We start from the raw sequence: 13,822 nt of genomic DNA on the forward strand, positions 1-13,822 counted from the left end.
GCCGGCGGCGGCTCGTTCTCACCGGCATGAGCTACGGAGACGACGCCACCGTCCGGAAGATCCTCACCACCTCCGGCGACACCTGGGCCGTGGTCGGCCTGTCCACCAACACCGCGCGCGCCGCGTACGGGGTGGCCCGGGTGCTCCAGCGGGCCGGGAAGCGCATCGTGCCGGTGCACCCGAAGGCCGAGTCGGTGCTCGGCGAGCAAGGCTACGCCTCGCTCGCCGAGATCCCGTTCCCGGTCGACGTGGTGGACGTGTTCGTCAACTCCGAGCTGGCCGGCGAGGTCGCCGACCAGGCGGTGGCGAAGGGCGCCAAGGCCGTGTGGTTCCAGCTCGGCGTGGTCGACGAGGCCGCGTTCGACCGCACCCGGGCCGCCGGGCTGGACATGGTGATGGACCGCTGCCCGGCGATCGAGCTGCCCCGCCTGTGACGGACCGCCCCCCGTGACGGCCCGTCAGCTCCGGCTGTCCGTCAGCCGCTCACCGGGAAGGCGATGTCGCAGACCTGGTCGGCCGGTTCGGCGGTCGCCCAGTCGGCGAAGTACACCTCCCGGCCGGGGCCGGTGCGCCGAGTGCCGGACTGCTCCATCCAGGCGCAGACCGCGTCGTAGGCGGACAGGATCTGCGGGTACTCCACCTGCGCCTTGGTGATGGTGGTGTACGCCTCCCGGTGCGCGGGCTCGGTGCGGTGCGCGGCGGTCAGCCCCGCGGCCCGCGCCGGGTCGATCGGCACGCAGACCTCCACCGGGCCGTCGTTGTCCTCGTCGACCTGCCCGTGGTAGACCACGAACGGGGCGGCGGCGACGCCGCCGTGGGCCGCGGCGATCGCCACCAGGCGCTCGGTGGCCTCCGGGATGAAGCGGTCCAGTTCCTCCGGCTTGGCGCGGCGCTGCTCGGTGAGCACCAGCTGCTCGGGCACGTCGCGCTGTTCGATCCGGTACATCTCGTCGATCCCTTCGAGTCCGCTCAGTTGGACGCGGAGGTGGTCGGCCAGCGTCCGCTGCGAGGCGGTCCGCCGTTCGACGGCGTCCCAGTACGCGGCGATCCGCTCGGCCGCCGCGGGCCCGGCAGGGCGAGCACCTCGGCGACCGTGGCCAGCGGCATGTCCAGTCCGCGCAGCCGGACGATCAGCCGCGCGGTGGCCAGTCGCTCCGGCCGGTAGTACCGGTAGCCGCTGTCCGGGTCGATCCGGTCCGGCGGCAGCAGTCCCTGCCGGTCGTACAGCCGCAGCGCCTTCGGCGACAGCAGGCCGCGACGGGCGAACTCACCGGTGGTGAGCAGCCGTTCCTCCTCCACGTCCGCTACGTTGCGGCCTGCCCCAGGGGCGAGGTCAAACCCGTGGTTCATGCGCCGTCCAACTGCTCCCGGGTGGCGATCGACGGCCCGCGCTCGGCCTGCAGCCGGCCGGCGACGGCCTCGGCGCCGCGCAGCACCCGGACGGCGTTGTGCCAGGTCAGCTTGGACAGGTCGGCCTCGGACCAGTGGCGGTCCAGGAGTTCGGCGAGCAGCGCCGGGTAGCCGGACACGTCGTCCAGGCCGGCGGGGGTGAACGGGGTGCCGTCGAAGTCGCCGCCGATGCCGAGGTGGTCGATGCCGGCGACCTCGCGCATGTGGTCGAGGTGGTCGGCGACGTCGGCGATCGTGGCGATCGGACGCGGGTGGGCCTCCGCGTAGGCCTGCTGCACGGCCCGGCCCTCGGGCGAGGTGTCGAACGGGCTGAAGCCGTGCGCGGTCATGTTGGCGTCGGCGGCGTACGTCCACTCGATGGCGTCGGGCAGCACGAACATCGGCACGAAGGTGACCATCGCGACGCCGCCGTTGCCGGGCAGCGCGGCGAGCACGTCGTCCGGGACGTTGCGCGGGTGGTCGCAGACCGCGCGCGCGGAGGAGTGCGAGAACAGCACCGGGGCCTCGGAGACCCGCAGCGCGTCGCGCATGGTGTCGGGCGAGACGTGCGAGAGGTCGACCAGCATGCCGAGCCGGTTCATCTCCCGGACCACCTCCTCCCCGAACGCGGTGAGGCCGCCGTGCACGGGCTCGTCGGTGGCGGCGTCGGCCCACGGGGTGTTGGAGTTGTGCGTCAGCGTCAGGTACCGGACGCCGAGCGCGTACAGCGCCCGCAGGGTGGCCAGCGAGGAGTTGACGGAGTGTCCGCCCTCGGCGCCCATCAGCGAGGCGATCCGGCCCTCGGCGCGGGCGCTCTCCAGGTCGTCGGCGGTCAGCGCGAGCCGCAGGTGCTCGGGGTGGCGCTCGGTCATCGCCCGCACGAAGTCGATCTGCTCCAGCGTGGCGCTGACCGCGCCGTCCCCCGACAGCCCGGCGGGCACGAACACCGACCAGAACTGCGCACCGACCCCGCCCGCCCGCAGGCGGCCGAAGTCGGTGTGCAGCCGGTGGCTCTGATCGGACGTCAGGTCGACGGCGTCCAGGTCGTACCCGGCGATGGCGCGCATCGCCCACGGCAGGTCGTTGTGGCCGTCCACCACGGGGGCGGTGCGGAGGACGGCCCTGGCACGCTCGATCAGGTCGGGAGTCATCCCCCCGTTCTACTACGTGCCCCTACTTGCCGAAGCCGAAGGATTCGTTTCCCGCCACCTTGGCCCGCAGCTTGCGGCCCTTCTCGGTGGCCTGGCTGTTCAGCTCGGCCTGGAACTCGACCATCTTCTCGGCCAGTTCGGCGTCGAACGCGGCCAGCATCCGCACCGCGAGCAGGCCCGCGTTGCGCGCGCCGGCCACCGAGACGGTCGCCACCGGCACGCCGGCCGGCATCTGCACGATCGACAGCAGGCTGTCCATCCCGTCCAGGTACCGCAGCGGCACCGGCACCCCGATCACCGGCAGCGGCGTCACCGACGCCAGCATCCCGGGCAGGTGCGCCGCCCCGCCGGCCCCCGCGATGATCGCCTTCAGCCCGCGCCCGTGGGCCCGCTCGCCGTACGCGACCATCTCACGCGGCATCCGGTGCGCGGACACCACATCGACCTCGTAGGGAATCTCGAACTCGTCGAGCGCCTGCGCGGCCGCCTCCATCACGGGCCAGTCGGAGTCCGAGCCCATCACGATGCCGACAAGGGGGGACTGGGTCATTGGGGTCCTTTCATGGGTGCTCCCGGCCTCGGCCTGGAGCGGAGGTGCCGACTGACGCGGTGTCAGTGGTGGGTCCTAGGGTGCGGGCTGTGAGTGCCGTTCACGTGAAGCGGGCCTTCAAGTTCCGCTTCTACCCGACCGAAGCGCAGGCAGCCGAGCTGTCGCGGACGTTCGGATGCGTGCGGCTGGTCTGGAACCGGGCGCTGGCCGCCCGGACCGAGGCGTGGGCGGAGCGCCGGGAACGGATCGACTACGGCGCGACGTCCGCGATGCTGACGTCGTGGAAGCGGACCGAGGAACTGGCGTTCCTCTCCGAAGTCTCCTCCGTGCCGCTGCAACAGGTACTTCGGCATCTGCAGGGGGCATTCGGCAACTTCTTCGCGAAGCGCGCGAAGTACCCCCGGTTCAAGTCGAGGAAGAGGTCCCGCGGCAGCGCCGAGTACACCCGGTCCGCGTTCCGCTACCGTGACGGGCAGTTGACGCTGGCGAAGATGGCCGAACCCCTGGACGTCGTGTGGTCCAGGCCGTTGCCCGAGGGCGTGGGCCCGTCCACCGTGACCGTCAGCCGCGATGCGGCGGGACGGTGGTTCGTCTCCATGCTCTGCGAGGACCCCGCCGTTGCTCCGTTGCCGCCCGTCGGCACGGTGGTGGGGGTCGACCTCGGCGTCACCTCGCTGGTGACGCTCTCCACCGGTGAGAGGATTCCCAATCCCCGGCACGAACGCCGTGACCGTGAACGCCTGGGCAGAGCGCAGCGCGAGTTGTCGCGCAAGGCGCCTGGTTCGGCGAACCGGGAGAAGGCCCGCCGCAAGGTCGCGCGGATCCATGCCCGGATCGCCGACCGGCGCCGGGACTTCTTGAACAAGCTCACGACTCGACTCGTCCGCGACAACCAAGCGGTCGTGATCGAGGACTTGGCGGTCCGGGGCCTGCTCGGGAACCGGAAGCTGTCCCGCGCCGTGGCGGACTGCGCCTGGGCGGAGTTCCGCGCGATGCTCGCGTACAAGTGCGCCTGGTACGGCCGCGAGTTGATCACCGTCGACCGGTGGTTCCCCAGCTCCCGGCTGTGCTCGGCCTGCGGCGCCGTCCGCGACGCCCTGCCGCTGACCGTCCGCGAGTGGGAGTGCGGCTGCGGCGCGTTCCACGACCGGGACGTCAACGCGGCACGCAACATCCTGGCCGCCGGGCTGGCGGCCGCAGCCTGTGGAGACGGCGTAGGACCTCAACGGAGCACTCCGGGCGGGCGGTCGTCGGTGAAGCAGGAAGTCGTCCCACCGCCGCGCTCGCGCGCGGCGGCTCGGCCGCGAGGCTGAGGGGACCCCTCCGTGGCGGAGGGGAAGGTCAATCGGTGATCGTTCCTCGCAGGTAGGCGGCCGCGTGGCGGGCGCGTTCGCGGATGTCTTCGAGGTTGTCCCCGGAGACGTTGACGTGGCCGACCTTGCGGCCGGGCTTCACGTCCTTTCCGTACATGTGGATCTTGAGGCCGGGGTCGCGGGCCATGCAGTGCAGGAAGGCGTGGTACATGTCGGGGTAGTCGCCGCCGAGGACGTTGACCATGACGGTCCACTTGGCGCGGGGGCGGGGGTCGCCGAGGGGGAGGTCGAGGACGGCCCGGAGGTGGTTCTCGAACTGGGAGGTGACGGCGCCGTCCTGGGTCCAGTGCCCGGAGTTGTGCGGGCGCATGGCGAGTTCGTTGACCAGGATGCGGCCGTCGCGGGTCTGGAAGAGCTCGACGGCGAGGTGGCCGGTGATGTCGAGTTCGCCGGCGATCCGGAGGGCGAGCTGCTGGGCCTCGTCGGAGAGGGCCGGGTCGAGGTCGGGCGCGGGGGCGGTGACCTCGGCGCAGATGCCGTTCTCCTGGACGGATTCGACGACCGGGTAGGCGACGGCCTGGCCGCTGGGCGAGCGCACCACGTTGGCGGCGAGTTCGCGGAGGAAGTCGACCTTCTCCTCGGCGAGGACGTCGACCCCGGCGAGGAACGGCGCGGCGGCCTCGGCCTCGTCCTTCACGACCCAGACGCCCTTGCCGTCGTAGCCGCCGCGGACGGTCTTGAGGACGACGGGGTAGCCCTCGCCCTCGTTCGCGAAGGCGGTGACGTCGGCCGGGTCGGCGACGATCCGGTGCCGGGGGCAGGGGACGCCGATGGAGTCGAGCTTGGCCCGCATGACGCCCTTGTCCTGGGCGTTGACCAGCGCCTCGGGGCCGGGCCGGACGGCGATGCCCTCGGCCTGCAGGGCGCGCAGGTGCTCGGTGGGCACGTGCTCGTGGTCGAAGGTGATGACGTCGCAGTCGGCGGCGAAGGCCCGCAGCACGTCGAGGTCGCGGTAGTCGCCGAGCACGGTGGTGCCGACCACCTGCGCGGCCGACTCCTGGGGGGTGTCGGCGAGGAGTTTGAAGCGGATGCCCAGCGGGATGCCCGCCTGGTGCATCATGCGGGCGAGCTGCCCGCCGCCGATGACTCCGACCACTGGAAAGTTCGCATTGCCCGCTACAGTCACGCGCTCCAGGATATCGGGGCCGGTCAAAGGCCCGACACCGGCGTGCGCGGGGGGCGTACGCACCGGGCGTGGCACGGAGCATCCCGTGGGGGCGGGTAGCCTGGTGGGCCGGATCGCACGACATCACTTATCCGATCATGTGAAGCATACGGAGCAGCCCGCATGACGAGCGCCATCGAGACGCGTCCCTCCCTGGTCCAGCGGCTGCGCGGGCTGTCGCTGGAAGCGATCGGATTCGCCGTCATCGGCGCCTCCGGCGTGGTGGTCAACTTCGCACTGTTCTGGATCCTCAACAACGGCTTCGGCCTGGCCTCGCTGCGCTCCAACATCGCGGCCACCCTGGTGGCCATCGCCACCAACTACCTGGGCTACCGGTACTGGCTGTACAAGGACCGCGACGCCGCCTCCCGCAAGCGCGAGATCACGCTGTTCCTGCTGTTCAGCGGCATCGGCATGCTGATCGAGACCGGCACCCTGGGCTTCACCCAGTACGTGCTGGGCCTGGACACGCCGTTCGAGAAGCTGGGCGGCAAGTTCCTCGGCCTGGTGGTGGCCACCGTGTTCCGCTTCATCTCCTACCGCACCTGGGTGTTCAAGGCGATGCCGGAGCTGGAGGACCCCGAGGTGGTGCAGGAGGCCGAGCTGCTGCTGGCCGCCGAGGACAGCCGCTCGCTGGCCAACTGACGAGGCGTCACCGTCCGGGCGGGGTCAGTCCTCCGCGTGGGCGAGGAACAGCGCGAACACCGGCGGCCGCAGCGACAGCAGTTCGAGGCGGCCGCCGTCGGCTTCCGCGAGGTCACGGGCGACGGCCAGTCCGATCCCGGTGGAGTTGCGGCCGCTGACGGCCCGTTCGAAGACCCGGTTGCCGAGCTCGCGGGGGACGCCCGGCCCCTCGTCCTGGACCTCGGCGACGACCGAGCTGCCGGAGCGGCGGGCCCGCAGCGTGATGGTGCCGGCGCCGTGCATCAGCGAGTTCTCGATCAGGGTGGCCAGCACCTGGGAGACGGTGCCGGGGGTGCCGATCACCCGGACCTCGCGCAGGCCCTCGACGACGAGCTGCCGCCCGCTGTCGCGCAGCGTCGGTCCCCACTCCTCGACCTGCTGCTTGAGCACCTCGTCGAGCCCGAAGGTCACCGCGGTGGGGCTGTTGGGGTCGCGCTGGTTGGTGAGCAGCCGCTGCACCACGTCGGTGAGCCGTTCCACCTGCTGGAGGCCGATGGCGGCCTCCTCGCGGACGGTGTCGGGGTCCTCGGCGAGGGTGGTGATCTCCTCCAGCCGCATGGACAGCGCGGTGAGCGGGGTGCGCAGCTGGTGCGAGGCGTCGGCGGCGAGCCGGCGTTCGGCGGTGAGCATCCGGGCGATGCGCTCCGCGCTGGTGTCCAGCACCTCGGCGATCCGGTCGAGTTCGGGGACGCCGTAGCGGCGGCCCTGCGGGCGGGGGTCGCCGGAGCCGAGCCGTTCGGCGGTCTCGGCGAGGTCGGTGAGCGGGCGGGCCAGCCGCTTGGCCTGCCAGACGGCGAGGGCCACGGCGGCCTGCACGGCGAGCAGGGCGACCACGCCGAGCAGCAGCAGCATGTTGCCGATCTCGTGGTCGAGCGCGGTGCGGGACTGGGCGACGGTGACGGTCTCGCCGCTGGCCCCGCTCTCGGTGGCGGTCAGCGCCTCGCCCTCGACCGGGCGGCCGAGGGCGATCTGCGGCTGTCCGGGGATGTCCACGGTGACGTAGAAGTTCTCGGTCACCACGGCGGCGAACTTCTCGCCGCTGACCGGCTCGCCCGCGGCGAGCCGGCTCTCGACCAGTCCGAGCACCCGGACCGCGACCGCGTCGACCCGGTCGTTGGCGGCGTTGACGATCGACTGCTTCTCGATCAGGGCCAGCGGCACGCAGAACACCGCGACCACCACCAGGACGACGCCCAGCAGTGAGTTGATCATCCTGCGCTTCACGCCGGGTGGACCTTCAGTTCTTCTCGAAGCGGAAGCCGACGCCGCGCACGGTGGCGATGTAGCGCGGGTTGGCGGCGTCGTCGCCGAGCTTCTTGCGCAGCCAGGAGATGTGCATGTCCAGGGTCTTGGTGGAGGTCCACCAGGTGGTGTCCCAGACCTGGCGCATGATCTCCTCGCGGGTGACGACCCGCCCGGCGTCCCGCACCAGGACCCGCAGCAGTTCGAACTCCTTCGCGGAGAGGGTGAGTTCCTCCTCACCGAGCCAGGCGCGGTGCGACTCGATGTCGATCTTCACGCCGTGCGCGCCGGTGGTCAGCTGGTCGACGTTGCCGCGGCGCAGCAGGGCCCGGACGCGGGCGAGCAGTTCGGCCAGCCGGAACGGCTTGGTGACGTAGTCGTCGGCGCCGGCGTCCAGGCCGACGACGGTGTCCACCTCGTCGGCGCGGGCGGTGAGCACCAGGACCGGGAAGCTCTTGCCGTCGGCGCGCAGCCGCCGGCACACCTCCAGGCCGTCCATCTCGGGGAGTCCGAGGTCGAGCACGATGAGGTCGACGTCCTCGCTGAGGCCGGCGCCCAGGGCGGCCGGTCCGTCCTCGCGGACGAGCACCTCGTAGCCCTCGCGACGGAGGGCGCGGGCCAGCGGTTCGGAGATTGCCGGGTCGTCCTCGGCCAGCAGCACACAGGTCATAGGGGCGATGGTAGACCGCGCGGGGACGCCTGATCAGGGGGTCTTCCGGGGTCGCGGCGCGCCCGGCCCGGGCACTGTGAACAGTGTCACAGCGCGTGATCAACTTGATTTCGTGGGCATCTTCGGCAACAACTGCGCTTACATGGACATTCTTCGCATCGGCCTTGCGATCGCAGGCAATTCTGCGGCTCTGGGATCGAAAGGCGCAGCGCGACGACGTCAGGCTTTACCTTCTGAATACCATTCACGCTCCGCAGTCAACCGAACTCGCGACTTAGAGTGGTCTGGAACCCGGAAAAACAGGCAAGGAATCAGCATGGCTTCGAGCACCCTGGAGTCCGAGGTACGGCCCTCCCCGACTGACGGACGGACCTTCCTCGGCCACCCCCGCGGCCTCGCCACCCTCTTCATGACCGAGACGTGGGAGCGCTTCAGCTTCTACGGCATGCGCGCCCTGCTGGTGGTCTACATGTCCACCAAGGCGGCCGAAGGCGGCCTGGGCATGCAGGTGGCCACCGCCACCGCCGTGTACTCGGTCTACAACGCCATGGTGTACCTGCTCGCACTTCCCGGCGGCTGGATCGCCGACCGGCTGCTCGGCGCCCGGCGCACCGTCGCCCTCGGCGGCGGGATCATCATGGTCGGCCACTTCCTGCTGGCCGTGCCCTCCTCCGCGGCCTTCTTCGGCGGCCTGGTCTTCATCGCGGTCGGCTCCGGCCTGCTGAAGGCCAACATCTCCACCATGGTCGGCCACCTCTACGACGGGCCCAACGACCCGCGCCGGGACGGCGGCTTCACGATCTTCTACATGGGCATCAACCTGGGCGCCTTCCTCGCGCCGCTGGTGATCGGCACCGTGGGCCAGAAGGTCAACTGGCACCTGGGCTTCGCGCTGGCCGGCGTCGGCATGGCGCTCGGCCTGATCCAGTACCTGGTGGGCAGCCGGCACCTCAGCCCGCGCTCCAGCGTGGTCACCGCGCCGATCGGCGCGGCCGAGCGCCGCGCGGTGCTGCGCAAGGCCGGCCTGTGGCTGGCCGTGGCCGCCGTGTTCTACGGCGTCGTCGCCGGCACCGGCCACTTCACCGTGTCCTGGGCGATCTGGCCGCTCTCGCTGGCCGGCATCGCCGTTCCGGTGCTGGTCTTCGCCCGGATCCGCCGCGACCCGGACCTGACCGGCGAGGAGCGCTCCCGGATGAGCGGCTACCTGTGGTTCTTCGCCGCCGCCGCGGTGTTCTGGATGATCTACGACCAGTCCGGTTCGACGCTCAGCGTGTTCGCCGAGCGCAACACCGCCGGCACGCTGTTCGGCTTCTCGTTCCCCTCCAGCTGGTTCCAGTCGCTGAACCCGCTGTACATCATGGCGCTCGCCCCGGTGTTCGCCTGGCTGTGGAACGCGGCCGCGCAGCGCCGCCGCAACCCGTCCACCACCTCGAAGTTCGCCTTCGGCCTGCTGATGATCGGCGTGTCGTTCCTGGTGATGATGCTGGCCATGGCGGCCGCGTCGGGCGGCGCCAAGGTCACCCCGCTGTGGCTGGCCGTGGTCTACCTGATCCAGACCACCGGCGAGCTGACGCTCTCCCCGGTGGGCCTGTCCGTCACCACCAAGCTGGCGCCCGCCAAGTACGCCAGCCAGATGATGGGCATCTGGTTCCTCGCGGTGACCGCCGGCGACTGCGTGGCCGCCCTGGCCCAGCTGCTGCTGGGTGACAGCGTGGTCGGCTCGACCTGGTACTTCGCCGTCCAGGGCCTGCTCGCCGTCGCCGCCGGCGTCGGACTGTTCTCCGCCCGCGGCCGGATCGGCCGCCTGATGGGCGACGTGCGCTGACCCTGCGTCAGGCCTTCCGGACCCCGCCCTGCCAGACGGCGGCGGTCAGCGGGACGCCCGGGCGGTACGCCAGGTGGACGTGCGAAGGCGCGTCCAGCAGCTGGAGGTCCGCCCGGGCTCCCGGGGAGATCCGGCCGACGTCGGTGCGGCGCAGCGCCAGCGCGCCGCCCGCGGTGGCGGCGTGCACCGCCTCGTCGGGGGTCATGCCCATCTCGCGCACCGCGACGGCCAGGCAGAACGGCATCGAACTGGTGAAGCTGGAGCCCGGGTTGCAGTCCGTGGACAGTGCGACCCGGGCTCCCGCGTCGAGCAGCCGCCGGGCGTCCGGGTAGGGCGCCCGGGTGGAGAACTCCGCGCCGGGCAGCAGGGTGGCGACCGTCCCGCCGTCGGCCAGCGCCGCCACGTCCCGGTCGGTCAGGTGGGTGCAGTGGTCGGCGGAGGCCGCGCCCAGTTCGACGGCGAGCTGCACGCCCGGGCCGGGGCTCAGCTGGTTGGCGTGCACCCGCGGCCGCAGGCCCTTGGCCATCCCGGCGGTCAGCACCGCCCGCGCCTGCTCGCCGTCGAACGCGCCGCGCTCGCAGAACACGTCCACCCAGCGCGCGTACGGGGCGCACGCCTCCAGCATCTCACCGGTGACCAGCTCGACGTAGCCGGCCGGGTCGTCGGCGAACTCCGGCCCCACCACGTGGGCGCCGAGGTAGGTGGTCTCCTCGGTGTGGCCGGCCGCGATCCGCAGCGAGCGCGCCTCGTCGGCGGTGCTCAGCCCGTACCCGGACTTCACCTCGACCGTGGTGGTGCCCTGCCGCAGCATCTCCGCCAGGTACCGGGTCAGGTTGGCGTTCAGCTCCGCGTCCGAGGCGGCCCGGGTCGCGGCGACCGTGGTCCGGATCCCGCCGGCCTCGTACGCCCGTCCCGACATCCGCGCGTTGAACTCCGCGGTGCGGTCCCCCGCGAACACCAGGTGCGAGTGGCTGTCCACGAAGCCCGGCAGCAGCGCCCGCCCGGCCGCGTCGACGCTCTCGTCCGCGGCGGGGGCCTTCTCGGCGGGGCCGACCCAGGCGACGGTGTCCCCGTCGACGACCACGGCGGCGTCGGACAGCAGCCCGAGCGGCCCTTCCCCGAGCGCGGGGTCGTTGGTGACCAGCGACCCGATGTTGCCGATGAGCAGGCTCATGAAGTGATCCTTCGTCGAAGTACGTGCCCCGTCAGGGGTGCGGAGGGACTGCGCGGTGCTACCGCAGGGCGCCGATCGCGGCGGCCAGCTCCCCGGCCACGTCCGGCACCAGCTGGTGCGCCCCGTCCTTGACGACGTGCCGCCCGCCCACGATCAGGTGCCGCACGTCGGCCGCGCCCGCCGCGAAGACCGCGGTCTCCGCGCCCAGCTCCGGCGGCGGGCCGGCCGTCCGCACGGTGTCCAGCGCGAGCACGCAGAAGTCGGCGAGCGCGCCGGCCTCCAGCCGGCCCGCCTCGGGCCAGCCGAGGGAGGCGTGGCCGTCCTCGGTACCGGCCCGGAGCAGCGCGTTGGCCGTCCAGTGGCCGCGGGTCCGGGTGCGCAGGCGCTCGTCGAGTTCCAGCGCCCGGGCCTCCTCGAACGGGTCGATGACGGCGTGGCTGTCGCTGCCGAGGGTGATCGGGCAGCCCGCGGCGGCCAGCCGCCTGGCGGGGCCGATGCCGTCCGCGAGGTCCCGCTCGGTGGTGGGGCACATGCAGATGGCGGTGGTGCTGTCGGAGAGGAGCCGGATGTCCTCGTCCGTCAGGTGCGTCGCGTGGACGGCGGAGGTGCGCGGCCCGAGCACGCCGTGGTCGGCGAGCAGCCGGGTCGGGGTGACGCCGTGCGCGGCGAGGCAGGCGTCGTTCTCGGCGGTCTGCTCGGAGAGGTGGACGTGCAGCGGGGCCTTGCGCATCGCGGCGAAGTGCGCGACGGCGCCCAGCTGCCCGGCGGGGACGGCCCGCACGGAGTGCACGGCCGCGCCGATCCGGGCGTGCTCCGCGCCGACCAGCCGGGCGGCCCGGTCGGCCCAGGCGTCCGCGTCGCCGTCGGAGAACCGCAGCTGGTGGTCGGTCGGTTCGGCGCCGAAGCCGGAGGACAGGTAGCAGGTGTCGAGCAGGGTGATCCGGATGCCGGCCCGCTGCGCGGCCTCGATCAGCGCCTCGCCCATCGCGTTCGGGTCGTCGTAGCGGACGCCGCCGGGCGCGTGGTGCAGGTAGTGGAACTCGCCGACGGCGCTGATGCCGGCGAGCGCCATCTCGGCGTACACGGCGGTGGCGAGCGCCAGGTAGCTGTCCGGGTCGAGCGCGGACGCGACCCGGTACATGGTGTCGCGCCAGGTCCAGAACGTCCCGGAGCCGGTCTGGACGGTGCCGCGCAGCGCCCGGTGGAAGGCGTGCGAGTGCGCGTTGGCCTGCCCGGGCAGCGCCAGCCCGGCCAGCCGGACGGCCCCGGCGGGGCAGGGGCCGCTCCCCGGCGTGACCTTGGCGATCCGGCCGCCGGGCCCGACGGCGATCAGGACCTCGCGCTCGACCGCGTGGCCGTCGGCGTGCGGCAGCCAGGCGTGCTCGGCCCAGTAGGTCACGACCGCTGACATGCGAGGTCCTCCAGTACGTCCGCGAGGGCGGCGACGCCGGCGTGGCAGTCGTCCTGTTCGGCGCGTTCGGCCGGGGAGTGCGACACCCCGGTGGGGTTCCGCACGAACAGCATGGCGGTCGGGACGGCGGACGCCAGGATCCCGGCGTCGTGTCCCGCGCCGGTGGGCAGCACGGGGGCCTTGAGCAGGTCGGCGAGGCGGTCGCGGAGCGGGGCGTCGAAGTCGACGACGGGGGTGAAGGACTCGCGGGTGAGCGAGACCCGGACGCCGTCGCGTTCGCCGCGTTCGACCGCGGACTGCTCGATGGCCTCGACCAGCTGACGCAGCGTCCGCTCGTCGGCGGCGCGGGAGTCGAGCCAGCCGCGGACCAGCGAGGCGATCGCGTTGGTGCCGTTGGGTTCGACGGCGACCTTGCCGAAGGTGGCGAGCGCCCCGGCCAGCCGGGCCTTCTTGCGGGCGGCGAGCACCGTGGTGGCGTAGGTGAGCATCGGGTCGCGGCGGTCGGCGAGCCGGGTGGTGCCGGCGTGGTTGGCCTCGCCGTGGAAGTCGAACCGCCAGCGGCCGTGCGGCCAGATCGCGCCGGCCACGCCGACCGGCTGCCCCTCCTCCAGGTACCGCCCCTGCTCGATGTGGAGTTCGACGAACGCGCCGATCCGGCCGAGCAGTTCGGGGTCGGCGCCGATCCGCGCGGGGTCGTGCCCGGCGCGTTCCATCGCGTCGGGCAGCCGCACCCCGTCGGCGTCGCGCAGCTCGTACGCGGCGTCCCGGTCGAGCACGCCGGTGGCGAGCCGGGAGCCGACGCAGGCGACGCCGAACCGGGCGCCCTCCTCGTCGCCGAAGTTGACGATCGCCAGCGGACGGGTGAACTCGGCGCCGCGCGAGCGGAGTTCGTCGAGGGCGGCGAAGGAGGAGACCACGCCGAGCGGGCCGTCGTAGGCGCCGCCGTCGGGGACGGAGTCCAGGTGCGAGCCGGTGACGACGGCGTTCCCGGCCTGCGGGTCACCGAGCCAGGCCCACTGGTTGCCGTTGCGGTCGGTCTCGAAGGCCAGGCCGCGGGCCCGGGCCTGGTCCTCGAACCAGGCCCGGCACTCGGCGTCGGCGGAGTTCCAGGCGTGCCGGCGGTAGCCGCCGGAGGAGGCGGAGCGGCCCACGGGGAGCAGCTCCGCCCACATCGCATCGAAGCCCTCG

Annotated in this window: 14 protein-coding genes; 4 read left to right on the top strand and 10 right to left on the bottom strand. The window is 72.5% G+C overall.

The genetic code is table 11. The annotated features are described in order from the left end of the window. The first annotated feature begins 26 nt into the window (after positions 1-26). Complete coding sequence (locus KCH_RS14595; protein WP_035863264.1) at positions 27-434, top strand: CoA-binding protein; 408 nt, start codon at positions 27-29, stop codon at positions 432-434. Between the two features lie 41 nt (positions 435-475). On the opposite strand, the gene KCH_RS46600 is transcribed toward KCH_RS14595, so the two are convergent. From KCH_RS46600 to purE, 4 genes are read right to left on the bottom strand one after another with little or no spacing between them, the layout of a single operon-like run. Then, on the bottom strand, positions 476-946 hold the full coding sequence (locus tag KCH_RS46600) for a GyrI-like domain-containing protein (RefSeq protein WP_341865374.1): 471 nt from the start codon (positions 944-946) through the stop codon (positions 476-478). A 23-nt stretch (positions 947-969) separates the two neighbouring features. Next, complete coding sequence (locus KCH_RS46605) at positions 970-1,299, bottom strand: MerR family transcriptional regulator (RefSeq protein ID WP_341865375.1); 330 nt, start codon at positions 1,297-1,299, stop codon at positions 970-972. Between the two features lie 47 nt (positions 1,300-1,346). Beyond that, positions 1,347-2,540, bottom strand: a complete 1,194-nt coding sequence (locus tag KCH_RS14605) for a dipeptidase (protein ID WP_035863265.1) — start codon at positions 2,538-2,540, stop codon at positions 1,347-1,349. A 22-nt stretch (positions 2,541-2,562) separates the two neighbouring features. After that, a complete protein-coding gene (gene purE, locus KCH_RS14610; RefSeq protein ID WP_035863267.1) occupies positions 2,563-3,090 on the bottom strand; it encodes a 5-(carboxyamino)imidazole ribonucleotide mutase in 528 nt (175 codons plus the stop codon). Between the two features lie 44 nt (positions 3,091-3,134). Between purE and KCH_RS14615 the strand changes: the two genes are divergently transcribed. Beyond that, the gene (locus KCH_RS14615) at positions 3,135-4,403 is read left to right on the top strand and encodes an RNA-guided endonuclease InsQ/TnpB family protein (protein WP_244305330.1); all 1,269 of its coding nucleotides are present in this window, start codon (positions 3,135-3,137) and stop codon (positions 4,401-4,403) included. A 28-nt stretch (positions 4,404-4,431) separates the two neighbouring features. On the opposite strand, the gene KCH_RS14620 is transcribed toward KCH_RS14615, so the two are convergent. After that, positions 4,432-5,589 (bottom strand): 5-(carboxyamino)imidazole ribonucleotide synthase, encoded by a 1,158-nt coding sequence (locus KCH_RS14620; RefSeq protein WP_035863271.1) that lies wholly within the window; start codon positions 5,587-5,589, stop codon positions 4,432-4,434. Positions 5,590-5,751: 162 nt separating this feature from the next. On the opposite strand from KCH_RS14620, the gene KCH_RS14625 reads away from it, so the two are divergent. Further along, entirely contained in the window at positions 5,752-6,273 is a 522-nt protein-coding gene (locus KCH_RS14625; RefSeq protein ID WP_035863273.1) for a GtrA family protein, read from the top strand. Between the two features lie 24 nt (positions 6,274-6,297). Here KCH_RS14625 and KCH_RS14630 read toward each other — a convergent pair whose 3' ends face one another. Together KCH_RS14630 and KCH_RS14635 are read right to left on the bottom strand one after the other, a co-directional pair. Continuing rightward, complete coding sequence (locus tag KCH_RS14630) at positions 6,298-7,536, bottom strand: ATP-binding protein (protein ID WP_035863275.1); 1,239 nt, start codon at positions 7,534-7,536, stop codon at positions 6,298-6,300. Positions 7,537-7,549: 13 nt separating this feature from the next. Further along, positions 7,550-8,224 (bottom strand): response regulator transcription factor, encoded by a 675-nt coding sequence (locus tag KCH_RS14635; protein ID WP_014136090.1) that lies wholly within the window; start codon positions 8,222-8,224, stop codon positions 7,550-7,552. Between the two features lie 316 nt (positions 8,225-8,540). Between KCH_RS14635 and KCH_RS14640 the strand changes: the two genes are divergently transcribed. Further along, positions 8,541-10,049, top strand: a complete 1,509-nt coding sequence (locus tag KCH_RS14640; protein ID WP_035863277.1) for a peptide MFS transporter — start codon at positions 8,541-8,543, stop codon at positions 10,047-10,049. A 7-nt stretch (positions 10,050-10,056) separates the two neighbouring features. Here the strand turns inward: KCH_RS14640 and hutI are convergent, their stop codons facing one another. Genes hutI through KCH_RS14655 form a run of 3 tightly spaced genes read right to left on the bottom strand, consistent with a single transcriptional unit; the run spans position 10,057 to position 13,806 of the window. Then, positions 10,057-11,223, bottom strand: a complete 1,167-nt coding sequence (hutI, locus tag KCH_RS14645; RefSeq protein WP_035863280.1) for an imidazolonepropionase — start codon at positions 11,221-11,223, stop codon at positions 10,057-10,059. 58 nt (positions 11,224-11,281) lie between these two features. Further along, complete coding sequence (locus tag KCH_RS14650; protein WP_035863281.1) at positions 11,282-12,634, bottom strand: formimidoylglutamate deiminase; 1,353 nt, start codon at positions 12,632-12,634, stop codon at positions 11,282-11,284. Further along, positions 12,619-13,806, bottom strand: coding sequence for an allantoate amidohydrolase (locus KCH_RS14655; protein WP_035872068.1), 1,188 nt, complete (start codon positions 13,804-13,806; stop codon positions 12,619-12,621). The genes KCH_RS14650 and KCH_RS14655 overlap by 16 nt, the downstream gene beginning before the upstream one ends. Positions 13,807-13,822 lie beyond the last annotated feature (16 nt).

This window comes from Kitasatospora cheerisanensis KCTC 2395, from assembly GCF_000696185.1.
Classification (GTDB): Bacteria; Actinomycetota; Actinomycetes; order Streptomycetales; family Streptomycetaceae; genus Kitasatospora; species Kitasatospora cheerisanensis.

Coding starts and splice junctions, on each gene's coding strand:
- KCH_RS14595 (WP_035863264.1), top strand. CDS start 27: ATGAGCTACGGAGACGACGCCACCGTCCGGAAGATCCTCACCACCTCC.
- KCH_RS46600 (WP_341865374.1), bottom strand. CDS start 946: ATGTACCGGATCGAACAGCGCGACGTGCCCGAGCAGCTGGTGCTCACC.
- KCH_RS14605 (WP_035863265.1), bottom strand. CDS start 2,540: ATGACTCCCGACCTGATCGAGCGTGCCAGGGCCGTCCTCCGCACCGCC.
- purE (WP_035863267.1), bottom strand. CDS start 3,090: ATGACCCAGTCCCCCCTTGTCGGCATCGTGATGGGCTCGGACTCCGAC.
- KCH_RS14625 (WP_035863273.1), top strand. CDS start 5,752: ATGACGAGCGCCATCGAGACGCGTCCCTCCCTGGTCCAGCGGCTGCGC.
- KCH_RS14635 (WP_014136090.1), bottom strand. CDS start 8,224: ATGACCTGTGTGCTGCTGGCCGAGGACGACCCGGCAATCTCCGAACCG.
- KCH_RS14640 (WP_035863277.1), top strand. CDS start 8,541: ATGGCTTCGAGCACCCTGGAGTCCGAGGTACGGCCCTCCCCGACTGAC.
- hutI (WP_035863280.1), bottom strand. CDS start 11,223: ATGAGCCTGCTCATCGGCAACATCGGGTCGCTGGTCACCAACGACCCC.
- KCH_RS14650 (WP_035863281.1), bottom strand. CDS start 12,634: ATGTCAGCGGTCGTGACCTACTGGGCCGAGCACGCCTGGCTGCCGCAC.
- KCH_RS14655 (WP_035872068.1), bottom strand. CDS start 13,806: ATGTGGGCGGAGCTGCTCCCCGTGGGCCGCTCCGCCTCCTCCGGCGGC.